Genomic DNA, 23,269 nt, shown 5'->3' with positions numbered 1-23,269 from the left:
CGCCACCGCGCCCAACCACGTCTGGACATGGGATGTGACCTGGCTGCCCAGCACCGTCACCGGGCGTTTCTTTTACCTGTATCTGGTCGAAGACCTCTACAGCCGTTACGGTGTCGTTTGGGAAGTCCACGAGCGCGAATCCGGCGAACTCGCAGCCGAACTGCTGGAAAAGGCGGTCTGGCGCGAAAAGCTGTACGGCAAGGATAAACCTGTCCTGCACAACGACAATGGCAGCATCATGAAAGCCCAGACTTTCCGCGCCAAACTCGACGAACTCGGCTTAAACCAATCCTTTAGCCGTCCGCGTGTCAGTGATGATAATGCCTATGTGGAATCTTTCTTCCGCACCCTCAAATATGCCCCCACTTGGCCTGCCAAGGCTTTGCCACGCTGGAGGAAGCCCGTGAGTGGGTGCAGCAGTTCATGCAGTGGTACAACCACGGACACCAGCACAGCAAAATCCGCTTTGTCACCCCAGCACAACGCCACCACGGGGAGGACAAGGCCATCCTTGCCAAGCGGGTGGAAGTCTATGCCGCTGCCAAAGCCAAACACCCTGAACGCTGGTCGGGCGATACCCGGAACTGGACTCCCATTGCTGCCGTCACCCTCAACCCCGACAAACCAGTGCGGGAAAAAGTGAGGGAGGCAGCATGATTTTTGCGACAACTACCTTGAAAAACACCGGGTGACATCACTTATTTGTGGACAGACGAAGGCTGGCTGTATCTGGCTGTTATCATGGACTTATTTTCCCGCCAAGTGATTGGTTGGGCAATGGATCAACGCATGACCGCTGATTTGGTGTGTGATGCCCTGCAAATGGCACTCTGGAAGCGTAAACATCCTAAGGGCGTGATTGTCCATTCCGAGACTGTAAACTGAACTGTGTAACTGCTATATAACAGCGGAAACACCCGCCAAGGAGCAGTCACATGGAACCCCTGAATCCCGTCCTGATGGATGAGCTATTAACCGATTGCAAAACGCCTGCTGATGTAAAGAACCTTTACAGCCAGCTCCTGCAACGGATGATCAACCGCAGCCTCGAAGCCGAACTGGACGCGCACCTGAAATACGACAAGGGTGAGCGTAGCGATATAGGGCAACGGCGCAGCAACACCCGCAACGGTAAAGGCAACAAGACCATCAAAGGCGAGTTTGGCGAGTTGCAGGTGGAAACACCGCGTGACCGTGACGGCAGCTTTGAGCCAAAGCTGGTGCAGAAACGCCAGATACGGCTGGCAGGGATGGAAGAACACATCCTGACACTGTATGCCAAAGGCATGACCACCCGCGACATTGAAGACACGGTTAAACGGCTGTACGGGGTCGACATCTCGCACACGCTGATTAGCGAAGTGACTGAAGCCGTCCAAGGCGAAGCCAAAGCTTGGCAATCACGGGCATTAGACAACATCTACCCGATTGTCTGGCTTGATGGGATTATCGTTAAAGTTCAACAAGATAAGCAGGTCATCAACAAAGCGGCGCATGTGGTGCTGGCGGTCAACCTACGCGGTGAAAAGGACGTGTTGGGCATCTGGTTAGCAGAAAATGAAGGGGCGAAGTTCTGGCTGTCGGTGTTGACTGAACTACGCCACCGGGGCGTGCAGGACATCTATGTGGCTTGCATGGATGGCTTAAACGGCTTGCCGGAAGCGGTCAATGCCGTCTTCCCCAAAACATTGACCCAGTTGTGCATGGTACACATGGTTCGCGCCAGCTTGCGCTACGTCACTGCCAAAGACACCAAAGGTGTGGTGGCAGCCCTCAAACGCATTTACCAATCCAGTACCGCTGAAGAAGCGGAACGCGAACTGGAAGCACTGGAGACTGAATGGGGCGACAAATACAAAGCGGTCGTGCGTCTATGGCGCGGCAACTGGGCGAATGTCATCCCCTTCTTCCAGTTCCAACCCGAAATCCGCAAGGTGATTTACACCACCAATGCGATTGAGTCCCTGAACATGAGTTTGCGCAAGTTCACCCGCAATCGGCGCATCTTCCCCAGTGACAGTTCAGCCCTCAAAAGCCTGTATTTGGCGGTGCGCGAAGCCTCGCAAAAGTGGTCGGTTATCCACCACTGGAAGCCTGCTTTGCAGACCTTTTTACTGATGTTCGGCGAAGAGCGCGTCCCGCTCTCCGCCCTATGAAAATTTGTTACACAGTTTATTTGACAGACTCTCCATTCCGACCGTGGCAGCCAATATTGCTCTCACGCTTATCAACAACTGATACAACAGCACCAACTGTATGGCAGCATGAGTGCCAAAGGCAATTGCTATGATAATGCCTGCGCTGAGAGCTTTTTCCATTCCATGAAAGTAGAATGCATCCACGGCGAACGATTTGCTACACGAGAGACCATGAAACAAACCGTTTTCGAGTACATCGAAACCGATTACAACCGTGACCGCTTGCACAGTTCCTTGGGCTATCTCAGCCCGCTGGACTTTGAAGCACAATTCCTCACAAGTTGAGGTGTCCGGGTTTAATGGGCTAGATCAGATGCAAAATATACTTTTTCAAAAGATATTAAAGTGATACAGCCTGTATTAGACAAAATTGAAGATAGAATCGGAAACTTTCTTTCTGAAGAAAGAAGTGTAATTATAAAAAGCTCAGATTTTCTCGATGACAAGAATGAAGTTGAGAAATTTGCAAATACAATAAAAGAAATTGAATAAATCTTAAATAGCATAACGAGTGTTTCGACGACGGACGCGGTGACAGCCCGCGACTTCGCCCAATTTACTCCCCGCAGCGCCCGTCACACATGACGTTGGCGTAAGTTACCGCTTATCGCTCATAACAGACCTTCCAAAGACTTTTGCAACAAAATCACCGCAAGCAACTTATATTCTTCATGTGTCTGTTTTGAACTACAAGGATGGTAATCCCATGAGCATAATGCCCATCAATCACTTTATTCATAAAGAATTCAATTCAAAATCAACAAATAATTTATCCGATCCAGAAACCAACGCCACTCATTTTCAAAGATTACTAAATGATTCAAATGAGAAAGAAAAGAATGAAACACTTGAGAAAGGTGTTCAAGATGGACATTTGACCTTAGAAGAGGCGTTATATCATTGGAGCATGGGGAATGGTACGCCAGTTACAGTCGATGCATCTCGACTGACAGTTCATCAAGTCAGTGATTTTAATGAGGACAATTGGGCTAAGGGTGTCGTTCAGGGATTAGGTGATTTTGCCGTACATGGTCGGGTATCATTAACTAAAACAGAAGATGGAATTAAAATTAAATCAGAGCTATATGACTTTGATGAACGAAAAGATGGTAGCACTATACGTAATGTAGAAACCAAATTAGGAAAAGAATTTGCAGGTGAAGGCACACCGTATACCATTGATTTTGATGGTTCACCTAGTATTATCCGAAATGGTTACACATATGGTCAATAAGATTTCTGTTGTTTTTTTACTTTCATCAATAATTATTGGTTGTGGATTAGATGACTATAGCCAGTCATTGATGAATGGTTATTATTACAACGACTGGGGAAGACATTTTATCACGTATAAAGATACTAAAAATAGCGAATTAATTGTGATCGATAGTGAAGTGATAAACTATCAAATAGAAAATGATATTTTATTGGCTTCGCAAATCCCGAAGATGCTGGAGGAGAAAAATAATCAATTCGTTTTTTGGTTAGTAGATACAAAATCCAAGAAAGCTCTCAAATTTGAGAAAAAAGAAGATTTTGTTTTGGCAGCAAAAAACAAAAGATTATCAACAACATCCATTGACAAAATAATTAATTAATGCGCCAACAAATTATTCGACGACGGACGCGGTGACAGCCCGTACCCCTGTTTTGACTACTCCCCGCCGCGCCCGTCAGCCCTGACATTGACGGTGGCTGTTACAAATAAACATCGCCAGATTCAAAGACCGAAAAATGATTGTTTTGTCATGCACTGATGCAGGAAAGTTGCGCCAGACTTGAAAAATGATAAAGTTATGAAGATTCTATTATTTGCATAATTTATGCTAATGATTAATCAATCTTTCGCAAAAGATATAGCCTCCTGCTCAAATCCAACCGGAAAAGTTTATTATCCAGAACTTGAACTAATTAATAAAAATGACTCTGACTGGGATGATGATAAAATTTTAAATGGCATCACCAAATTAATAAAGCTCAACGATGAATAATATGACATATTGTTTGTGGATAGCTCAAAGCAGATCATTTCTGCTAAAAATGATGGAGGAAGCGTATTAATGCTAAACCACGGAGAAAGTGTTGTTTCATTTGTTGTGCTGTATCCTGCAAAAACAGCCGAAGTTTATACTTTTCTAAAAAAAAATCAGGAGGTCTAGAATATATTCATGTTCTTATCAGAGCAGGAGATGTGGTACTTTTGCCTAAAGCATCGTTGATGGTTGGCAAATGTTATTATATAAACTTTGATGATTTATAAAATCTCATAAAAATGGATTCATCTACCGTACTAATGTGTGACAGACAACACTGATTTAGCCCATCAAACCCAGATCCCACAGTAGAGCACTATGAGTTGATTATTGAACAAAAAATTTAGACCTTGGCGACAATAGATACTCCCATGAAAATTGATAGCATTGACCACCTAGTCCTTACCGTTCAAGACATTGAAACTACTGCATCGTTTTATTCAAAAGTCTTGGGCATGGAGATAATCACTTTCGGCAGCGGTCGAAAAGTAACTGAACAGTCCCCCCTTACCCAAACGCACTAAATTTGCGACACTCCCCCGATGACCCAACAACTGAAAGACCACAGCCTCAAACAGCTTAACAGCCAGTACCTTGCCAAGCTCACGCCGGAGGAACTGCTGCACCTGTCGACCAAGTTGTTGCATGACCTGAAAGAAGCGCGGGAACAGATCAACCAAAACTCCAACAACTCCTCCAAACCACCCAGCAGCGGTTTCCCGTGGGAAACGTCACCCAAAACGGTGGCTTTGCCCGAAACAGAAGGGGTGGGTGCAGCCAGAGGAAAGCCAACCCCGGAACCAGAAGCTGTGGCGGGCACAAAGCCAGCCCAACCAGCCAAACGCAAAGCGGGTAAACAACCCGGCGCACCGGGTTATGGTCGGGTATGGCATCCGCCCATCAATGCAGACGAACACCATTACCCCAGCCGATGTGAAGCCTGTGGCAGGTCCCTGGATGCGGCTGTCTCCCGTATTTATACCGCCTATGACAGTGTGGACATCCAGTTTGGCACGGATGGGAACCCCGGACTGACCGTCATCACCACCCGCCACCACCTTCACGATAGCGTATGCACCTGCGGTCATGTGAGCCGCCATATCCCGCATCGCCAAGCTCCCGACCCGTTATACCCGGAGGTTGATGTGGGCGAGTGGCGGCTGATTGGGGGCAATCTGGCGGCACTTATTGTCCACCTACGGCTGCGCTCACGCTTGTCACTGCGTGGCACACAAGAACTGTTGCGGGAGGTGTTGGGCATTCCCCTAAGTGTCGGGGTGTTGCAGCAATGTTTTGAGGAAGCAGCCGCGAGTGCTTCTCCATTGGAAGATGCCTTGGTGGAAGGGCTGTTGGCAGAAGCCACCGCTGACGGCGGGGTGCTGTATATTGATGAAACCTCTTGGAAAGAGCGTGGCGAAGCCCTGTGGCTATGGACATTCGTCACCACCCTCAGCGTTTGTTTCTACGTAGGGCAGCGCACCATTGAAATGCTCGACAACGTGATTAGCCCCCACTTTGGGGGCTGGCTGATGAGTGATGGCTATGCCGCTTACCGCCACCACCCCAAACGCTTGCGTTGCTGGGCGCACCTGATCCGCAAAGCCCGTGGGCTGGCAGAATCACTGGACAAAGACGGGCGGACGTTTGGCAACTTCACCCTCGCTTGGCTGAGGGTATTACAGGACGACATTTACGCTTGGCGGGCAGCAGGCGGCACGGTGGGGACGCAAACCGACGTGATCCGTCAACGCCATCAGGCAAAACTCCTGGAATTCAGGGCATTATGCTTGATCCATGCCGTATCTGCCCATGACAAGACGGCGGCACTGGCGAAAGAGTTCATCAATGATTGGGATGCCATTTTCCGAATCCTTGACCACCCGTGGCTTCCCTTGACCAATAATGAGGCTGAGCGGGCGTTGCGCCATTGGGTGATCCTGCGCAAAACCAACCATGGCACAAAGAGTGCTACGGGGAGCCGTGCGTTTGCCATGCTGGCCAGCATCATCGGTACTTGCCGCAAACGTGGACAGTCTGCCTTGGCTTATCTTGCCAGTGTTATTACCGCTGCCCGCGCTGGCTTTGCCCTGCCCGCTTTACCGCAAGGGGTGGGGATGTGATCAATTACGTCGAAAAGCCTTAGCCTTCGGCAACCAGAAAATTAACCTACATCAACACAAAAAAGAATTTGAGCCAAAAGCACAACATCCCACACCGGGTTCTGCTGACCTCTGTTTTATTACATCAGCGCCATTGCATGAGGTGTTAGAGCATCTTATTTCTTGTCATGTCACCGTCATTGATGGCCCCGTACAACGCACAGGTGCAACGGGTTTGATTCTTTCTGTTTACTTCCGCGATCCTGACATGAATCTAATTGAGGTTTCCAATTATCTGCCGCCCTGAGCATTGGGCTATTTTACCGAAAACATAGCGCAACGCCCCCGCCTACGCCATAATTCCCGCTTGATTCCCTGCAAGCCCCCTCCACCCCATGAACGAAACCCTGTTTTACGTCGCCGCCGCCCCCTTTGAAGCCACCTGCCGCGTCGAAAATGCCCTAGGGCAATCGCCCCTTTCCGCCGCACACCCCACTTGCACCAAGGTGCAGACTTCGACCTTGCCAATGGATAGCGGGAATTGCTGCGAAAATATTGGATTCGTGCACCGCGCTGATGCGCGGGAAGGTTCGTGCCACACCGAGAATGGTCAACAGGGGTATCCTTGGCTATACTGATCCAAGAGAAATAACTGGAGTGATACCATTATTGGGTACAGTAGAGCTAATCACTGAACACACTCGCCGTTTGCCGGAGACTGTTCAACGAGAAATACTTAATTTTGTTGAGTTTCTGTTCAATAAATACAGTACGCCCCTTACCCGATCTGCTGTGCCAACAACACGTCAGGCTGGCTTACACGCTGGTTGTGCGGTGATGGCTGCTGATTTTGATGCGCCCTTATGAGAATCAGACGATTTCTGGCTGGGTACAGAATGAGGCTGCTGTTAGATACCCACACATTTTTATGGTGGGACAGCCAACCAAACAAACTTCCCGCCAAGGTGTTGGCACTGTGTGAAGATACTCAAAATGAGCTATTTTTGAGCGTTGCCAGATGAAGCTAATTTATTTTTGAGCATATTAACGTTTGGTGAAATACAGAAAGGCATTCAAAAATATCCCGATCAAAACAGAAAGCAGAAATTAAAGATATGGGTCGAAGAAGACCTAAAAAACGCTTTGAAAATCGAATTATCCCCATTGATTTAAAAGTTGTGACTAACTGGAGTTCTATTCAAGGTTTAGCAGACCTAGCTGGAAGAACAATGCCAACCCTAAATGGGCTTATAGCCGTTTCAGGACTAACTTATAATTGTGTTGTAGCCACAAGAAACACCTCAGACATGGAGCAAAGCACAGTAGAGCTATTCAATCCTTGGGAATACAAAGAATAGGCGTTCAACGACAGATGCGGTGATAGGATGCATAGTTGCTTGTTATCTCCAGAAGTAATACTATAAAGGTATTACTTACAAGTAGAGGGTATCAGCCATGAGAGTAACTAGCAAAGGACAAGTCACCATTCCTAGAAATATCAGAGAGATACTAGGCATTTCTCCTGAGACTGAAATCGACTTCAAAGAAGAAAATGGACGATTCTACATCGTCAGAGTTGATGAACCCACCATCACAAGAAAATTTCACAAATTTAGAGGCATAGCAACCGCTAAAATGTCAACAGATCAGATCATGGGTCTTACAAGAGAGTCATAATGAACGGTGTTTTTGTAGACTCCTGCGTATTGCTTGATTTGTTCACCGATGATCCTAATTGGGCGGATTGGTCAGAAAATATTCTTGAGAAGTACAGCAAGACAAATACGTTATATATCAACTCAATTGTTTACACAGAAGTGTCTATTGGATTCGATAAAATCGAAGAAGTAGAAGCGGCTATATCTGAGCTTGGTATCAAAGTCGTGGAAATTCCGAGAGAAGCGCTGTTTTTGACTGGCAAAGTATTCCTTCAATACAGAAGAAACAAAGGCACAAAAAAATCACCGCTGCCTGATTTCTTTATTGGCGCACACGCTACTGTCTCTCAGTTTGAGTTAATAACCAGAGACTCCGCTAAATATAATACTTACTATCCGCAACTTAAACTCATTGACCCAAAAAGTGAAGATCACTAACTACTACCTCCACACAGACAACGCCAAACAAGCGCTAGAAGCCATCGCCGCTGGGCTTCCCCTCGTCCGGCTTTCCACCGACCTGAACCTATCCGAACAAGACTTTGCCATCAATGATCAGCACCTAGTGCTTGACGCAGACAATCAACTCTCCATCGACACCCTCAAAAGCATCGTCAAAAAGACCCAGCGGATCTACCTCTGTCACGATGGCGCAATGACTCCCTTGGAAGACCGTAGCACAGGCTACTACAAGCTCGTTCCCACCGCTGGCGCACCGCTGCTAGAAATTAGCGGTGTCAAAATGCACATCTCTAAAGGAACCGACCCCTTTACGAGTGCCTCCGCGATGGCTCAACAAGCCGTGCGCAAAGGTGACAAAGTACTCGACTGCTGTAGCGGATTAGGCTATGCCGCCATCGCTGCCCACCGCCTAGGCGCAAGCGAAGTACTCAGCATCGAACTAAGCCCAGAAGTCATGGGGCTGCGAGCACTCAACCCTTGGTCAAACGACTTGGGGCAAGCAGGAATTGTGCAACGTCAAGGCAGCAGCTACGAACTGATAAGCACCCTGCCTGCGGCTTCCTTTGATTCGGTCATTCACGACCCCCCGCGTTTTTCCCTCGCCGGAGAGCTATACAGCGAAGAATTCTACCGCGAAATCTTCCGAGTGCTACGCCGCGACGGGCGACTCTTTCACTACACTGGCAATCCACACGTCGTCAAAAAAGGCAGCAGCTTTGTCGATGGAGTCATCCACCGCCTCAAGGCCGCAGGCTTCCGACACACACAAAAAGTCGAGCACCTGATGGGTGTCAGCGCACAAAAATAACCGCAAAAAAAAGCGGCTCGTTGTTCAGGCGAGCCGCCAACCGGTTTCTCACTTACGTGAGGAGTCAAACTCAAAAAATCATTTCTTCGGCGCGTAAATATCCGTGCAAGTCCCCTCTGCCACTTCCGCCGCAAAGTTCAGCGTCTCGGAAAGCGTCGGATGCGGGTGTATCGTCAAACTCATGTCATGCGCATCCGCCCCCATCTCCAAGGCCAGCACCGCCTCGGCAATCAGCTCACCGGCATTCTTGCCCGCAATGCCCGCGCCAATCAGTTGCCCCGTTGCCTTATCAAACAGCACCTTGGTAATGCCGTTGCTGGCATCCATCGACAACGCCCGCCCACTCGCCGCCCACGGGAACGCGCCTTTTTCATACGCAATCCCTTCCGCCTTGCACTGCTCTTCAGTCTTGCCCATCCACGCCACTTCCGGGCTGGTGTAGGCAACTGACGGAATGGTTTTCGCATCGAAATAAGCTTTATGCCCCGCAATCACCTCCGCCGCGACCTTGCCCTCGTGCGTGGCTTTGTGCGCCAGCATCGGCTGCCCCACAATGTCGCCAATCGCGAAAATGTGCGGCACATTGGTACGCATCTGCTTATCCACCGGAATAAAGCCGCGTGTATCCGCAAACACACCCGCCTTACCCGCGTCAATCAGCCCACCATTCGGCGAACGCCCAATTGCCACCAACACCCGATCAAACGTATCCGTCGCAGGCGCACCTTTGCCCTCAAACGCACACACCAAACCCTCTGCCGTCGGCGTAATTGCGGTAACTTTGGTATTCAGGTAGATGTTCTCGTACATCCCCTTAATCTGGTTGTGCAAGGGCTTCACAATGTCACGATCTGCACCGGGCATCAGACCGGGTGAAAGTTCCACCACGGTAATTTTCGCACCGAGTGCATGGTAAACCGTCGCCATTTCCAACCCGATAATCCCGCCGCCAACTACCAGCATCCGCTTGGGGATTTCCGGCAATTCCAGCGCATCGGTCGAATCCATCACCCGTGGATCGTCCCACGGAATAAACGGCAATTTCGTGACCCGCGAACCAGCGGCAATGATGCAATTCGCAAACTTCACCGTTTGCTTGCTGCCATCCGCCGCTTCCACTTCGATGGTATTAGGTGAAGTGAAACGTCCGTAGCCTTGCACGATTTGCACCTTACGTTGCTTCGCCAAGCCTTTCAGACCCGTGGTCAACTTGCCGACCACATCGCTTTTATGCGCTCGCACGGCATCAAGGTCGATGTCCGGCTCGCCGAATTTCACGCCATGCTTGGCAAACTCTTTCGCCTCATTGATCACTTCTGCTGTGTGTAACAACGCCTTCGACGGAATGCAGCCGACGTTGAGGCATACGCCACCAATGTTGGGGTAACGCTCGATCAGCACCACTTTCTTGCCAAGATCAGCAGCACGGAACGCAGCGGTGTAACCGCCGGGGCCAGAACCTAGGACGACGAGTTCGGTTTCAATTGAAGAACCCCCCATCCCTAACCCTTCCCCCGCAAGGGGTGAAGGGGACAAGACAGAAGAAGTGGACGGAGCGCCTCTTCCTCCTTCCCCCCCTGCGGGGGAAGGCTGGGATGGGGGGGATTCTTCCGCCTCTACCACCTCCAACATCAGCAACGCCGACCCTTCCGACACCCGATCACCCACCTTCACCAACATCTGCTTAATCGTGCCAGCGACAGGGCTAGGAATTTCCATCGACGACTTATCAGACTCAATCGTAATCAACGAATCTTCCGCCTCAATCTGGAAACCAGCATCTACCAACACTTCAATGATTTCAACGTCTTTGAAGCTGCCAATGTCAGGGACTTTGACTTCGATAATCTTGCTCATACCAGCAACCTCCGAATATCACCCAGCATTTTGGCAAGGTAAGTGGTGAAACGTGCGCCATCTGCGCCATCAATCACGCGATGGTCATACGACAACGACAGCGGCAACATCAAGCGCGGCGCAAATTCCTTACCGTTCCAAATGGGCTGCATGTCGGACTTGGATACGCCCAAAATAGCCACTTCTGGCGCATTCACAATCGGGGTAAATTTCGTGCCGCCAATCCCGCCAAGGCTGGAAATCGAGAAGCAACCGCCCTGCATATCCGCCGGTTTCAGCTTCTTATCACGCGCCTTCGCCGACATTTCTTTCAGCTCTTCGGACAATTGCATGATCGACTTTTTGTCCACATCACGGAATACCGGCACGACCAAGCCATCCGGTGTATCCACCGCCACCCCGATGTTGTAGTAGCTTTTACGGATCAGGTTTTCACCCTTCGCATCCAGCGAGGAATTGAAACGTGGGTAAGCCTTCAACCCTGCCACTACCGCTTTCATAATGAATACCAGCGGGGTAATTTTCATTCCCGACTTGGCATTTTCCTCATTCAACTGCTTGCGGAAGGCTTCCAGATCGGTGATATCCGCTTGATCAAACTGCGTCACATGCGGAATGTGTACCCAGTTGCGGTGCAAGAATTCTCCGGTCAGCTTATTGATGCGCGACAACGGCACGGTTTCGATTGCACCCCATTGGCTGAAGTCGATGTCCGGCATTGGCGCAACGCCAAGCGTATTGCCGGAAGCTGCCGCTGATGGCATCCCGCCAAAGCTCATCACATCCTTGATGTACGCTTTCACGTCATCTTGGGTAATACGTCCTTTGCGGCCTGAGCCTTTGACCTTGTTGAGGTCAGCACCGAGTTCGCGGGCAAACTTGCGCACGGACGGGGTGGCGTAGGCTTTGCTGAAGTCAGGAGAAGAACCCCCCTTCCCTAACCCTTCCCCCGCAAGGGGTGAAGGGGACAAGACGGGTGCAACAACTGACTTAGGTTCGGAGGCTATCTTCGCCCCTTCCCCCCTTGCGGGGGAAGGCTGGGATGGGGGGGCTTGCGGAGCAACAGCCGCGCCAGCGACCGCATCCCCAACCTCCATCATCACCACCAAACTCCCTTCCGAAATCCGATCCCCCACCTTCACCTTCAGTTCTTTAATCACCCCCGCCACTGGCGATGGTATTTCCATCGACGATTTGTCGGATTCAATCGTGATCAACGAGTCTTCAACGGCGATGGTATCGCCAACGTTCACCAGTACTTCAATGATTTCAACATCTTTAAAGCTGCCAATGTCTGGCACTAAAACTGCTTGGATTGCCATGATCGCGCTCCTTATGCCAGACGTGGGTTAGGTTTTTCAGGGTTGATGCCGTATTTTTCCATCGCTTTCACCAGATCAGCGGCTGGCAGGGATTTATCATCCACCAACGCTTTTAGTGCAGCAATCACGATGTAATGACGGTTTACCTCGAAGTGTTTACGCAATTGCGCACGGGTATCGCTACGCCCAAAACCGTCTGTCCCCAGCACGGTGAACGGCATCGGCAGCCATGCACGGATTTGGTCAGGGTATTGGCGGATGTAGTCGGTGGCGGCAATCGCGGGGCCACGTTGCCCTTTCAAGGCTTGCGTCACATACGGCACTTTCGCATCTTCCAGCGGGTGCAGCATATTCCAGCGGTCACAATCACGCGCTTCGCGGGCAATTTCGTTGAAACTGGTGACGCTCCACACATTCGCATCCACGCCCCATTCCCGGTCGAGCAATTCCGCAGCCGCAATCACTTCGCGCAAGATCGTGCCTGACCCCATCAGTTGCACTTTTTTACGCTTTTTGCCACCACCGCTGAACAAGTACATGCCTTTGACAATGCCGTCTTCGCAACCGGCTGGCATCGCAGGATGCGTATAGTTTTCGTTCATTGCGGTGATGTAGTAGTACACATCCTCCTGATCCTGATACATGCGCTTCAGACCATTCTGGATAATAACCGCGAGTTCGTAGGAGAAGGTTGGGTCGTAAGACAAGCAGTTCGGAATCAAACCCGCCTGAATCAAGCCATGCCCATCCTGATGCTGCAAGCCTTCACCCGCCAGCGTGGTACGCCCCGCCGTGCCACCAATCAGGAAGCCGCGTGCGCGGCAATCGCCCGCCGCCCAAGCCAAGTCACCAATGCGTTGGAAACCAAACATGGAGTAGTAAATGTAAAACGGCACCATGTTCACACCGTGGGTGCTATACGCCGTTGCTGCTGCAATCCATGACGAAAACGCGCCCGCTTCGTTGATGCCTTCTTCCAGAATTTGCCCGGTCTTGTCCTCTTTGTAGAACATGACCTGATCTTTATCTTGCGGTTCGTACAATTGCCCGACCGAGGAATAAATCCCCATCTGGCGGAACATGCCTTCCATACCGAAAGTACGCGCCTCGTCCGGTACGATAGGCACGACGTTTTTGCCCATGTTCTTGTCACGCGCCAACAAGGTCAGCAAGCGCACGAAGACCATCGTGGTGGACATTTCGCGGTCGCCCGTGCTTTCAAGTAACGGTTGGAAAATCGAAATATCCGGCACTTTCAGCGGGGTTGCGTGCGTTTGACGTTGCGGCAAGAAACCGCCCAGTGCTTTGCGGTGTTCCAGCAAGTACTGCATTTCTTCGCCATTCGGATCAGGGCGGTAGTATTTGGCGGCTGCCGCATCTTCATCATTCAGCGGGATATTGAAGCGGTTTTTGTAGGCAATCATTTCTTCGCCACTCAGCTTTTTCTGTGAGTGGGTACGGTTTTGACCTTCACCTGCTGCGCCCATACCGTAGCCTTTCACAGTATGTGCCAAGATGACAGTCGGTTGCCCCGTGTGGTTCACGGCAGCGTGGTAAGCAGCGTAAACCTTGTGCGGATCGTGACCACCACGGTTCAAACGCCAGATGTCTGCATCGCTCATTTTCGCGACCATTTCTTTCAGCTCAGGGTATTTGCCGAAGAAGTGTTCGCGCACGAATTTACCGTCTTTGGATTTGTAATTCTGGTATTCGCCGTCGACCGCTTCCATCATGCGCTGTTTGAGCAAGCCATCCTTGTCCATCGCGAGCAGTGGATCCCAGTAAGATCCCCACATGACTTTGATAACGTTCCAGCCTGCGCCACGGAACACCGCTTCGAGTTCTTGCACGATTTTGCCATTGCCACGCACTGGACCATCGAGGCGTTGCAGGTTGCAGTTGACCACCCACACGAGGTTGTCGAGTTTTTCACGCCCACCGAGGGAAATTGCGCCGAGCGTTTCCGGCTCATCGGTTTCGCCATCACCGACGAATGCCCACACCTTACGGTTAGCGGTTTCAGCTAGCTTGCGGTGTTGCAAGTATTTCATGAAACGTGCTTGGTAGATCGACTTGATCGGTCCCAAACCCATTGAAACCGTGGGGAACTGCCAATAATCCGGCATCAACCACGGGTGCGGGTAAGAGGATAAACCACCGCCATCGACTTCCTGACGAAAATTATCCAGATCGGCTTCGGTAAAGCGTCCTTCGAGGAAGGAACGCGCATACATCCCCGGGGCGGCATGACCTTGGATATACAGCAAGTCGCCGCCGTGTTGCGGGGAAGGCGCGTGCCAGAAATGGTTCATGCCCACGTCATACAGCGTAGCAGCCGAAGCGAAGGTAGCAATATGCCCACCCAATTCGGGACTTTCGCGGTTGGCACGTACTACCATTGCTGCCGCATTCCAGCGAATATAGGAACGCAAGCGCGATTCGATGGTGCGATTGCCCGGTGTGTGCTGTTCTAAATGCGGGGGGATAGTATTGATGTAAGCGGTATTGGCGGAGTATGGCAGGTTCGCACCGTTCTGACGGGCGGTGGCAATCAGCTCTTCCAATAGGAAATGAGCGCGTTCTAGACCTTCTGACTCGATGACTGCTTCAAGTGAATCAATCCATTCTTTAGTTTCTTGTAAATCAATATCTTGCAGCGACTTATTCATTCTTAATCCTCTTGCTTCCAGCGGTAAATCTGGCGTACACCATGACAGCAGCAGTCCAGATGGACAGAAACAATAACATAGCCACCGAATATTTTGAAGAAAAAGTTATTCGTAAAAATAAATACTTATTTTTCATTTACTTAAAAATATCAAATAATTTTTGAAATCTTTTGTAGGCATTTTCTATCAGTTCCGTTAAGCTCTCGCTATGACAGATGATATAGATATAATCCCACTCGCCGGACGTTTCCGTGGCTTTCTCCCTGTGGTAGTCGATGTGGAAACGGGTGGCTTTGATTGCCGCAAGGATGCGTTGCTCGAAGTGGCAGCCGTAGTGCTGCGCATCGACGAAAAAGGTGAGCTTTCGCGCCACCGCACCTTCAGTTGGCACATTGAACCCTTCCCCAATGCCAATATGGATCCCAAATCGCTCGAAGTGAATGGCATCAAGCCGTTTAGCCCCTTGCGCATGGCAGTGCCAGAGCCAAAAGCGCTGGAAGAATGCTTCAAAGTGATCCGTAAAGAAGTGAAAATCAACCGCTGCAACCGCGCCATTCTGGTCGGGCATAACGCGCCGTTCGATTTAAACTTTATCAATGCAGGTGCTGAACGCATCAAAGCCACTCGTAATCCCTTCCACCCGTTTAGTACGTTGGATACGGTGTCGTTAGGGGCGGTAATGTATGGGCAAACGGTCTTAGCACGGCTGGCACAAGCAGCAGGCATGGGTTGGGATGCGGATTCCGCACATTCAGCCGTGTATGATGCTGAAAAGACAGCAGATTTATTTTGCCATTTCGTGAATACATGGCAAACACTGGATGCCGCGTTTAAAGCCATCGAGAATTAGTAGGGGCGGTTCACGAACCGCCCATCCCCCTACCCTTTATTTGCCCGTCTTCAGCTTTTCCCAATACCCATCGTAAATCTTCGTTGCGTCACCGACATCGTTTTGGAATTCGGCTTTGCTCATCACATCCGCTGGTGGGAAAATGACCGGATTATTGCGCAACGTTTCACTTAACAAGGCTTGTGCAGCGGTATTCGGTGTGCTGTAACCCAACTCTTCCACCACTTTTTGCCCAACTTCGGGGCGTAGCATGTAGTCGATGAATTTGTGCGCGTTAGCCACGTTGCTCGCACCCGTCGGGATGGTGAAGCTGTCCACCCAGAATCCCGCGCCTTCTTTGGGGAAAATGTACTTAATATCCGGGTTTTCTTGCTGTGCCATCGTCACTTCCCCGCTCCAAATCATGCCGAGGTCGACATCGCCCGCCATGAACGGTTCACGCGGCGCATCAGCATTGAATACCAACACGTTCGGCATGAGTTTTTGCAGATCTTCGTAAGCGATTTTAATTTCGTCAGGGTTGGTGGTATTGGTAGAAAAGCCGTTTTTTTTCAGCGCCATGTGGAAAACTTCGCGCACATCATCGGTCAACAACAGCTTGCCTTGCCACTTTTCATCCCACAAATCTGCCCATGACGTGATCGTGCTGGGGTCGATTTCTTTAGCATTCACGCCAATGCCAGTGCTACCCCACAAATAGGGAATGCTGTAATCATTGCCGGGGTCGTAGGGCTTATCTAGCAAGTCTGCTGAGAGATTTTTTAGGTTGGTGAGTTTGGTTTTGTCGATTTTTTGCAGCAAACCTTCCTGACGCATTTTCGACACCAAATACGCCGAAGGCACGATCACATCGTAGCCCTTGCCCTGTTGCAATTTGACCTTGGCGTACATGACTTCGTTGTTTTCGTAGGTGGAATATTCAACGTCGATGCCGGTTTCTTTCTCAAAATCTGTCACCGCACTTTCGGGGATGTATTGTGCCCAATTGTATACCACGAGTTTTTCTTCGGCGTGCAAGGCACTGGATGCCAGCAACAGCAAGGCGGCAAAGCGAGCAGTTTTAGTCATGAGTGTATTTTTTCCTGAGCAACAAAGTTGAAAACGTCACCAACAGCAGCGAAATCGCCAGCAACAGCGTTGCCAACACATTCACTTCAGGCGATACCCCGACTTTAACCATTGAAAATACCCGAATCGGCAGAATTTCGAAGCTAGAGCCAGTCACAAACGAACTGATAATTACATCATCAAGCGACAGGGTAAAGCTCAATAACCAGCCTGCCACAATCGCCGGAAACACCAAGGGCAAAATAATCAGGCGGAAAATACGACTTTCGCTTGCCCCCAAATCTTGCGCCGCTTCCAACAAGTATTTGTCGAACCCTTTCAGTTGCGCATACACCGTAATGACCACGAACGGTAGGCAAAAAGTGATGTGCGCAATCAGCAACGACCAAAAACCCAGTTGGATACCCAGCGCGATAAAAATAATGAGGAACGTGATTGCCAGCACAATGTCGGGTGACATCATCACGATAAACAGCAAGCTACTCGCGGTAGCTTTCAGCGGGAAACGGTAGCGGTGCAAGGCTAACGCCATTAACGTGCCGATGATTGTGGCAGCGGTCGCAGCAAGACTCGCGATGAGCAGCGAATTGAGAAAGGCTTGCGTGAGCGCCTCATTTTCCCAGAGCTTGGCGTACCATTCCAAGGTGAAGCCTTTCCATTCGTAGCCGTATTTGGAGGCGTTGAAGGAATTGATCACCAAAATGCCAATGGGCAGGTAGAGGTAAGCGAAGATGGCGGCGATAAAACTCCACTTAAAGACCTTCATCATCCAGCCCCCCTTGTCGATTAATCCGCTGATTCGCCAAGAAATACAACCACAACAACCCCGCCATGATCACAATCAATGCCACGCTAAACGCCGCGCCAAACGGCCAATCGCGCACCACCAGAAACTGGTTTTTAATAATATTCCCCAGCAGCAAATTCTTCGCCCCGCCCAGCAAATCGGCGACGTAAAACATCCCCATCGCAGGCAAAAACACCATTAAACTCCCCGCAATAATCCCCGGCATGGTCAGCGGCACAATAATCAGTCGGAACCGCGCCCAGAACGCTGCACCCAAATCCCGCGCCGCCTCCAACAACGTACCATCCAACTTATCAAAGCTCGACACCAACGGCAGCACCATAAACGGCAACAACACATACACCAGCCCAAACACCACCGCAAACGGCGTATACAACAATTGCAGCGGCTCATCCACCAAACCTGCCCCCAGCAACGCGGCATTCACCAGCCCCTTATTGCCCAGAATCAGCTTAATCGCGTAAGTCCGAATCAGGCTATTCGTCCAAAACGGCACAATCATCAAAAATAGCAGCACACCGCGCCACACCCCCGGCAATTTAGCGACAATGTACGCAAACGGATACCCCAACACCAAGCAAATGGCCGTGGTCAGCGTCGACAACCACAAACTGCGCCAAAACACTTCCGCATAGACGGGTTCAAACAAACGTTCCCATGAAGCCAAGGTCACAGGCCACACCGCCAGATGTTGCGGGTCGGGTGACATCACACTGGTCAGCACCACTAAGACGTGCGGCACGAGCACAAACAGCCCCAGCCACACCAGCGTCAGTACAATCGCGACGCGGCGAAAATTCAGCACTTTCATGCTTGACCCGACCTTTCCGCAGGGATCACATGCTCCCAACCCGGCACCCAATCCACGCCCACTTTTTGGTTAATGCTGTAATCGAAATCGGGGTCATCTTCGTCAAAAAATTCGTGTACCGTCACCGCCTGCCCGTTTTCCAGCCGAATATGTGAGTTCAAGGTTTGTCCGGTGTAATTGCGCTCCAACACAACGCCGGGAAAACCTTTGCGTTCCAATACATTCGGACGGCAATCAATGCGCAAATCTTCGGGGCGTAACATCACATGCACCCTATCACCAGCGGCAAAACGGTGATCACAGCGAATGTCGCGTTCCACGCCGTTAATCATGGCTTGGTACTGATATTCGCCCAATGCACGAGTAATTTCGCCGTCGAACACATTGATTTCGCCGATGAATTGCGCCACGAACAAATTACGCGGCGCTTCGTAAATTTCGCGAGGTGTGCCGACTTGCTGCGCCTGCCCGTTGTGCATGACCAGAATCCGGTCAGACATCGACAGCGCTTCTTCCTGGTCGTGGGTCACGTAGACGAAGGTAATCCCCAATTGGCGTTGCAATTGCTTCAACTCCAACTGCATTTGTTGGCGGAGCTTGTGATCAAGTGCACTAAGTGATTCATCTAACAATAGAATTTTTGGGCGATTTACCACGGCACGCGCAATCGCTACCCGTTGCTTTTGCCCGCCGGAAAGCTGATGCGGTTTACGCGTGGCAAAATCCGACAAACGCACAATCGCCAACGCATCCGCGACCCGTACCGCGATATTCTGCGCATCCACCTCCGCCATTTTCAGCCCAAACGCCACGTTGTCGAACACGCTCAGGTGCGGAAACAGCGCGTAACTTTGGAAAACGGTATTCACGGGGCGTTTTTCCGCAGGAATTCCGGCAATATCCTCGCCATTCAGCAAGATTTTTCCTTCATTCGGTTGCTCAAACCCTGCGATCAAACGCAATACCGTGGTTTTACCGCAGCCAGAAGGGCCCAAAATTGTGAAAAATTCGCCGTCATTGATCGTGAGATGAAAATCGGAGAGTACTTCCTGCGCCGCAAAACGTTTGCTGATATGGCTCAGGGTGAGGATGGGTAGTCGGTTCAAGCATTACTCCTGTATTATATTTCCCACGCGGACTCATTCAATGGATAATAGCACCGTCCACCTAAGGAAATAGAAGAACTCGATCTACCATGAAAATTACCCGACGCTTACGCTGGCTGATGGCAGGCGGCATGTTATTAATGACACTGCTGTTCCTGCTATTCCTGTTTTTTGCCACTAAAAGTTTCCTCGACTTGTGGGACAGGCTGCTATTGCTCCCCCATTGGGTGTTTTACAGCTACAGCACCGTGATCGTCGTTGTCGTGGGGTTCAGTGGCTGGATTATCTACAAACTGGTCACCGGTGGCAGCAGCACCAGCGCGATAAAACGCACGGTCAACAAACCCGTCACCGAGGCGAATGTCACCCAAGAAATCGCGCAGATCAAGGAGGCAGGTATGGATACCACCCCCTTGGAAATCGAAATCGAACGCTTGCACGAACGTAAAGCAGCCGGACAAGTCCACATTGCATTTTTCGGCGATGTCAGCACGGGTAAATCGTCGATTATCAAAGCTTTGCTGCCGAGCGCTGGGGTAGAAATCAATTTGCGCGGCGGTTCAACCCGTGAAATCCGCGAATACACATGGCAAACCATCTCCGGCGACCACCTGATGCTGACCGACCTGCCGGGGCGTAACGAAGCCGAAGGCACACTCGACGCGGCGGCGCGTGATGAAGCGATTCGCGCCCAAATCGTGGTGTACGTCACCGATTCCGATCTCAGCCGCAGCCAATACCAAGATTTGCTGGAACTGGCGGCGTTTGGCAAACCGCTGCTGATTGCCATTAACAAGCGCGACCAATACACGCCAGAAGAACAGACGCAACTCGCACACCGCATCCGCAGCCGTTTCAGCGCACTGCCTAACAGCATCACGCCGGATGTGTTGTTCATTCAATCCGGTGGCACAGAAGAAATTGTGCGCGTCTACCCCGACGGGCGCGAAGAAACCGTGCAACGCCCCCGCAAAATGGACGTTGCCAGCCTCACCTCGCACTTACAAACCGAAATCGACAATAGGCTCGAATGGCTCTCCCAGCAACGCGATACCAGCGTCATGCATCTGGTACAGGAAAAACTCGACAGCACCCGCGACGATTACCGTAAGAGCCAAGCCGAAAAAATCGTGCGCAGTTCCACCCACAAAGCCATACTGGGCGCACTTGCCTCAGTCAGCCCCGGTACAGACCTTTTGGTGCAAGGTGTCATCGGCACGCGTATGGTGCAAGAATTATGCAAACTGTACGATAGCCCAGTCAGCCAGCTCGACATTGACCAATTCCTCAACTTTAGTCAGGGGCAGTTGCAAAAAAGTGTCCCTGTCTTACTAGCAGTTGCGGGTAATGGTCTAAAAGCCTTCCCCGGTATTGGCACGGTAGCAGGTGGCTTGGTTCATGCCGTTGCCTACGGGCTTATTTTTGATGCGCTCGGTAAATCTGTCGTGCGCACCCTCGAACAACGCGGCGCACTCAAAGCAGCGACCGCAGCAGCAACATTTCAGGAGATGCTCAGTGGAAATCTGGAAGAACGTACAAAAACATTTGCCAGATTGGTTATTGAACAGTATCGGGGCAAGTAAGGAAGAAATGCCCGAAGTCGTCGCAACGCCGCCACAAAACACCGGCGATACGCACTTACAGCTTGCCACCGAAAGCCTGCGCCAATTGCTGGACGATTCCCGTATCCCGGATGATGTGCGCGAGAGCTTGCGCAATGACTACACCCAAGTGCGCGGAATGCTCGATAAGCTGGAGCACGGGCATTTGCATGTGGCTGTCTTTGGGCGTGTCAGCGTCGGCAAATCATCCCTGCTCAATGCTTTATTGGGGCAAACCGTGTTCAGTGTCAGCGTGTTGCACGGTGAAACCCGCAGTGTCAATATGCAGCAATGGCAAGAATACAGCGACGGTGGTTTATTCCTCATCGACACCCCCGGCATCAATGAAATCGACGGCGAATCGCGCGAAAAGATGGCGCATGAGGTCGCAAATCGTGCCGATTTAGTGCTCTTCGTCGTGGATGGCGATTTGACCGATGTGGAATTCCAAGCGCTCAAAACCGTCACGGGTTCACACCGCCCTACCCTATTGCTGGTCAATAAAGCGGATCGTTACACTGAAAAAGAGCAGCAGCAATTACGCAGCGTCTTGCGCAACCGCACTCAAGGCATGATTGCACCGGAAAATCTCATTTTTACCACCGCCCAAGCCAGCCGCCAAACGATTATTTATGTGGATGAACACGGCGAAGAAATCGAAAGTATCCGTGAACGTCCCATCAATATCAGCGCCCTCAAAACACGCTTATGGGACATTATCGAAGCGGAAGGCAAAACCCTGTCGGCACTCAATGCCTCACTGTTTGCAGGGCATCTCAGTAAAGAAGTCGGGCAGCGCATCCTTGCGATCAAACGCGAACTCGGTGAACAAACCATCCGTCTGTACTGCATTGGTAAAGGGGTCGCCGTAGCATTCAACCCTATTCCCGTAGCCGATTTATTAGCGGCAGCCGCAATTGATGCCACCATGATTGTGCACCTCTCAAAATTATACGGCTTACCCATTTCACGTAACGAAGCCAGTGACCTGATCCGTACTATTTTAGGGCAAATGTTGCTGTTGGCGGGCACAGTATGGGCAGTACATCTGGTATCGTCCGCACTTAAACTAGGCAGTGCGGGCATTTCCACCCTGATTACGGGCGCAGCACAAGGCGCAGTCGCTTGGTACAGCACTCTCGTCGTCGGGCGAGTCGCGGAAGAGTGGCTTGCTAACGGCAAATCGTGGGGTGACGCAGGCCCCAAACTGACTGTGGAACGCATTTTGGACTCGCTGGATCGTGATTCTGTGCTAACCGAAGCGCGTGAGGAAATCATTTCCTACTTGCACAACACCGTTAAAAACGATCCGGTCGTTGATAGTAAACACTGAGGGGGCAAGGGCGCATTCCATGCAGCAAAAACTTATTAAAGGGCTAGTCATGCTAGCCAGTGCTGGCGTATTGGTGGTTTACCAATATTTTCAACAACCCAACGACAAACCAGCCAGCAACCGACCGTCGCCAGCGGTTGCCACAGAAACCACGCGTAACACTGCCGCTGCCAGCAGTAGCGATTACCGTACCGCCATCGACAAAATTCGCCGTGCCAAAAATGACCCCGATGCAAAATTCTGGACAACCGTACAAGGCAGTATTGTCAAAGTTCTCAAAGATGATACCGAAGGCAGCGCCCACCAACGTTTCCTCGTGGAATTATCCGCTGATACCACCTTGCTGGTCGCGCATAACATTGATCTGGCGCAACGCGTCCCCGTGCAAACAGGGCAAAACGTCACCATCAGCGGGGAATACGTGTGGAATAATCGCGGTGGCGTGCTGCATTGGACACACCATGATCCGAAAGGGCGCAAAGGCGGTTGGATCGAACTCGCAGGCAAACGTTACGAATAACAGACAACAAAAAGGCGGCTAAATTAAGCCGCCTAAAGTGTCACACTTGCCCGTGCGAATAGGAAC

23 protein-coding genes and 4 pseudogenes are annotated in these 23,269 nt (G+C 50.8%); 20 read left to right on the top strand and 7 right to left on the bottom strand.

From position 1 onward, the window contains the following. Window position 1 precedes the first annotated feature (1 nt). The 16 genes and pseudogenes from J1836_RS03215 to J1836_RS03140 all read left to right on the top strand — a co-directional run. Window positions 2-657: pseudogene (locus J1836_RS03215) on the top strand (IS3 family transposase); the annotation flags it as partial. 21 nt (window positions 658-678) lie between these two features. Continuing rightward, window positions 679-873, top strand: a pseudogene (locus J1836_RS03210) (DDE-type integrase/transposase/recombinase); the annotation flags it as partial. Between the two features lie 62 nt (window positions 874-935). After that, window positions 936-2,156, top strand: a complete 1,221-nt coding sequence (locus J1836_RS03205) for an IS256 family transposase (RefSeq protein ID WP_207249428.1) — start codon at window positions 936-938, stop codon at window positions 2,154-2,156. A gap of 30 nt (window positions 2,157-2,186) precedes the next feature. After that, window positions 2,187-2,483 (top strand): annotated as a pseudogene (locus tag J1836_RS03200) (IS3 family transposase); the annotation flags it as partial. Window positions 2,484-2,904: 421 nt separating this feature from the next. After that, window positions 2,905-3,432, top strand: coding sequence for a hypothetical protein (locus J1836_RS03195; RefSeq protein WP_207249427.1), 528 nt, complete (start codon window positions 2,905-2,907; stop codon window positions 3,430-3,432). After that, window positions 3,422-3,796 (top strand): hypothetical protein, encoded by a 375-nt coding sequence (locus J1836_RS03190; protein ID WP_207249426.1) that lies wholly within the window; start codon window positions 3,422-3,424, stop codon window positions 3,794-3,796. The genes J1836_RS03195 and J1836_RS03190 overlap by 11 nt, the downstream gene beginning before the upstream one ends. A 231-nt stretch (window positions 3,797-4,027) precedes the next feature. Next, complete coding sequence (locus J1836_RS21405; RefSeq protein ID WP_242632676.1) at window positions 4,028-4,189, top strand: hypothetical protein; 162 nt, start codon at window positions 4,028-4,030, stop codon at window positions 4,187-4,189. Window positions 4,190-4,602: 413 nt separating this feature from the next. Further along, window positions 4,603-4,719, top strand: a pseudogene (locus J1836_RS03180) (VOC family protein); the annotation flags it as partial. Between the two features lie 54 nt (window positions 4,720-4,773). Continuing rightward, the gene (tnpC, locus tag J1836_RS03175; RefSeq protein ID WP_242632653.1) at window positions 4,774-6,351 is read left to right on the top strand and encodes an IS66 family transposase; all 1,578 of its coding nucleotides are present in this window, start codon (window positions 4,774-4,776) and stop codon (window positions 6,349-6,351) included. Next, a complete protein-coding gene (locus J1836_RS03170; protein ID WP_242632707.1) occupies window positions 6,308-6,637 on the top strand; it encodes a VOC family protein in 330 nt (109 codons plus the stop codon). The genes tnpC and J1836_RS03170 overlap by 44 nt, the downstream gene beginning before the upstream one ends. Before the next feature lie 88 nt (window positions 6,638-6,725). Next, a complete protein-coding gene (locus J1836_RS03165) occupies window positions 6,726-6,968 on the top strand; it encodes a hypothetical protein (RefSeq protein WP_207249424.1) in 243 nt (80 codons plus the stop codon). Further along, window positions 6,907-7,197 (top strand): DUF2281 domain-containing protein, encoded by a 291-nt coding sequence (locus J1836_RS21945; protein ID WP_372447655.1) that lies wholly within the window; start codon window positions 6,907-6,909, stop codon window positions 7,195-7,197. Before J1836_RS03165 ends, J1836_RS21945 begins: the two co-directional genes overlap by 62 nt. 248 nt (window positions 7,198-7,445) lie before the next feature. Beyond that, a complete protein-coding gene (locus tag J1836_RS03155; protein WP_207249422.1) occupies window positions 7,446-7,688 on the top strand; it encodes a PIN domain-containing protein in 243 nt (80 codons plus the stop codon). A gap of 97 nt (window positions 7,689-7,785) precedes the next feature. Then, the gene (locus tag J1836_RS03150) at window positions 7,786-8,007 is read left to right on the top strand and encodes an AbrB/MazE/SpoVT family DNA-binding domain-containing protein (protein WP_207249421.1); all 222 of its coding nucleotides are present in this window, start codon (window positions 7,786-7,788) and stop codon (window positions 8,005-8,007) included. Beyond that, on the top strand, window positions 8,007-8,426 hold the full coding sequence (locus J1836_RS03145) for a type II toxin-antitoxin system VapC family toxin (RefSeq protein WP_207249420.1): 420 nt from the start codon (window positions 8,007-8,009) through the stop codon (window positions 8,424-8,426). Before J1836_RS03150 ends, J1836_RS03145 begins: the two co-directional genes overlap by 1 nt. After that, entirely contained in the window at window positions 8,419-9,258 is an 840-nt protein-coding gene (locus J1836_RS03140; RefSeq protein WP_207249656.1) for a class I SAM-dependent methyltransferase, read from the top strand. The genes J1836_RS03145 and J1836_RS03140 overlap by 8 nt, the downstream gene beginning before the upstream one ends. Before the next feature lie 78 nt (window positions 9,259-9,336). Here J1836_RS03140 and lpdA read toward each other — a convergent pair whose 3' ends face one another. From lpdA to aceE, 3 genes are read right to left on the bottom strand one after another with little or no spacing between them, the layout of a single operon-like run. Next, window positions 9,337-11,115 (bottom strand): dihydrolipoyl dehydrogenase, encoded by a 1,779-nt coding sequence (gene lpdA, locus J1836_RS03135; protein WP_207249419.1) that lies wholly within the window; start codon window positions 11,113-11,115, stop codon window positions 9,337-9,339. Next, entirely contained in the window at window positions 11,112-12,440 is a 1,329-nt protein-coding gene (gene aceF / locus J1836_RS03130) for a dihydrolipoyllysine-residue acetyltransferase (protein WP_372447662.1), read from the bottom strand. Before aceF ends, lpdA begins: the two co-directional genes overlap by 4 nt. Before the next feature lie 8 nt (window positions 12,441-12,448). Further along, window positions 12,449-15,106 carry a pyruvate dehydrogenase (acetyl-transferring), homodimeric type gene (gene aceE, locus J1836_RS03125; RefSeq protein ID WP_207249417.1) on the bottom strand — a complete coding sequence of 886 codons (2,658 nt, stop codon included), beginning with the start codon at window positions 15,104-15,106 and terminating at the stop codon, window positions 12,449-12,451. A gap of 208 nt (window positions 15,107-15,314) precedes the next feature. On the opposite strand from aceE, the gene rnt reads away from it, so the two are divergent. After that, window positions 15,315-15,956 carry a ribonuclease T gene (gene rnt, locus J1836_RS03120; RefSeq protein ID WP_207249416.1) on the top strand — a complete coding sequence of 214 codons (642 nt, stop codon included), beginning with the start codon at window positions 15,315-15,317 and terminating at the stop codon, window positions 15,954-15,956. Window positions 15,957-15,992: 36 nt separating this feature from the next. On the opposite strand, the gene J1836_RS03115 is transcribed toward rnt, so the two are convergent. From J1836_RS03115 to potA, 4 genes are read right to left on the bottom strand one after another with little or no spacing between them, the layout of a single operon-like run. Then, on the bottom strand, window positions 15,993-17,024 hold the full coding sequence (locus J1836_RS03115) for an extracellular solute-binding protein (RefSeq protein WP_207249415.1): 1,032 nt from the start codon (window positions 17,022-17,024) through the stop codon (window positions 15,993-15,995). Then, window positions 17,017-17,793 (bottom strand): spermidine/putrescine ABC transporter permease PotC, encoded by a 777-nt coding sequence (potC, locus tag J1836_RS03110; protein WP_207249414.1) that lies wholly within the window; start codon window positions 17,791-17,793, stop codon window positions 17,017-17,019. The genes J1836_RS03115 and potC overlap by 8 nt, the downstream gene beginning before the upstream one ends. Beyond that, complete coding sequence (potB, locus tag J1836_RS03105) at window positions 17,777-18,643, bottom strand: spermidine/putrescine ABC transporter permease PotB (RefSeq protein WP_207249413.1); 867 nt, start codon at window positions 18,641-18,643, stop codon at window positions 17,777-17,779. Before potB ends, potC begins: the two co-directional genes overlap by 17 nt. Beyond that, on the bottom strand, window positions 18,640-19,749 hold the full coding sequence (potA, locus tag J1836_RS03100) for a spermidine/putrescine ABC transporter ATP-binding protein PotA (RefSeq protein ID WP_207249412.1): 1,110 nt from the start codon (window positions 19,747-19,749) through the stop codon (window positions 18,640-18,642). Before potA ends, potB begins: the two co-directional genes overlap by 4 nt. 89 nt (window positions 19,750-19,838) lie before the next feature. Here potA and J1836_RS03095 point away from each other — a divergent pair, with 89 nt between their 5' ends. Genes J1836_RS03095 through J1836_RS03085 form a run of 3 tightly spaced genes read left to right on the top strand, consistent with a single transcriptional unit; the run spans window position 19,839 to window position 23,203 of the window. After that, the gene (locus J1836_RS03095) at window positions 19,839-21,332 is read left to right on the top strand and encodes a GTPase (protein WP_207249411.1); all 1,494 of its coding nucleotides are present in this window, start codon (window positions 19,839-19,841) and stop codon (window positions 21,330-21,332) included. A gap of 7 nt (window positions 21,333-21,339) precedes the next feature. Next, window positions 21,340-22,683, top strand: a complete 1,344-nt coding sequence (locus J1836_RS03090) for a GTP-binding protein (RefSeq protein ID WP_207249655.1) — start codon at window positions 21,340-21,342, stop codon at window positions 22,681-22,683. Between the two features lie 19 nt (window positions 22,684-22,702). Beyond that, window positions 22,703-23,203 carry a DUF3465 domain-containing protein gene (locus tag J1836_RS03085; protein WP_207249410.1) on the top strand — a complete coding sequence of 167 codons (501 nt, stop codon included), beginning with the start codon at window positions 22,703-22,705 and terminating at the stop codon, window positions 23,201-23,203. Window positions 23,204-23,269: the final 66 nt, after the last annotated feature.

It is taken from the genome of Thiothrix fructosivorans (assembly GCF_017349355.1).
In the GTDB taxonomy this organism is placed as follows: Bacteria; Pseudomonadota; Gammaproteobacteria; order Thiotrichales; family Thiotrichaceae; genus Thiothrix; species Thiothrix fructosivorans.
The sequence above is the reverse complement of the archived record's forward strand: the minus strand, read 5'-3'. Positions and strand labels throughout refer to the sequence as shown.

Coding starts and splice junctions, on each gene's coding strand:
- J1836_RS03205 (WP_207249428.1), top strand. CDS start 936: ATGGAACCCCTGAATCCCGTCCTGATGGATGAGCTATTAACCGATTGC.
- J1836_RS03195 (WP_207249427.1), top strand. CDS start 2,905: ATGAGCATAATGCCCATCAATCACTTTATTCATAAAGAATTCAATTCA.
- J1836_RS03190 (WP_207249426.1), top strand. CDS start 3,422: ATGGTCAATAAGATTTCTGTTGTTTTTTTACTTTCATCAATAATTATT.
- J1836_RS21405 (WP_242632676.1), top strand. CDS start 4,028: ATGATTAATCAATCTTTCGCAAAAGATATAGCCTCCTGCTCAAATCCA.
- tnpC (WP_242632653.1), top strand. CDS start 4,774: ATGACCCAACAACTGAAAGACCACAGCCTCAAACAGCTTAACAGCCAG.
- J1836_RS03165 (WP_207249424.1), top strand. CDS start 6,726: ATGAACGAAACCCTGTTTTACGTCGCCGCCGCCCCCTTTGAAGCCACC.
- J1836_RS21945 (WP_372447655.1), top strand. CDS start 6,907: ATGCGCGGGAAGGTTCGTGCCACACCGAGAATGGTCAACAGGGGTATC.
- J1836_RS03155 (WP_207249422.1), top strand. CDS start 7,446: ATGGGTCGAAGAAGACCTAAAAAACGCTTTGAAAATCGAATTATCCCC.
- J1836_RS03150 (WP_207249421.1), top strand. CDS start 7,786: ATGAGAGTAACTAGCAAAGGACAAGTCACCATTCCTAGAAATATCAGA.
- J1836_RS03145 (WP_207249420.1), top strand. CDS start 8,007: ATGAACGGTGTTTTTGTAGACTCCTGCGTATTGCTTGATTTGTTCACC.
- lpdA (WP_207249419.1), bottom strand. CDS start 11,115: ATGAGCAAGATTATCGAAGTCAAAGTCCCTGACATTGGCAGCTTCAAA.
- aceE (WP_207249417.1), bottom strand. CDS start 15,106: ATGAATAAGTCGCTGCAAGATATTGATTTACAAGAAACTAAAGAATGG.
- rnt (WP_207249416.1), top strand. CDS start 15,315: ATGACAGATGATATAGATATAATCCCACTCGCCGGACGTTTCCGTGGC.
- J1836_RS03115 (WP_207249415.1), bottom strand. CDS start 17,024: ATGACTAAAACTGCTCGCTTTGCCGCCTTGCTGTTGCTGGCATCCAGT.
- potC (WP_207249414.1), bottom strand. CDS start 17,793: ATGATGAAGGTCTTTAAGTGGAGTTTTATCGCCGCCATCTTCGCTTAC.
- potB (WP_207249413.1), bottom strand. CDS start 18,643: ATGAAAGTGCTGAATTTTCGCCGCGTCGCGATTGTACTGACGCTGGTG.
- J1836_RS03095 (WP_207249411.1), top strand. CDS start 19,839: ATGAAAATTACCCGACGCTTACGCTGGCTGATGGCAGGCGGCATGTTA.
- J1836_RS03090 (WP_207249655.1), top strand. CDS start 21,340: ATGCCCGAAGTCGTCGCAACGCCGCCACAAAACACCGGCGATACGCAC.
- J1836_RS03085 (WP_207249410.1), top strand. CDS start 22,703: ATGCAGCAAAAACTTATTAAAGGGCTAGTCATGCTAGCCAGTGCTGGC.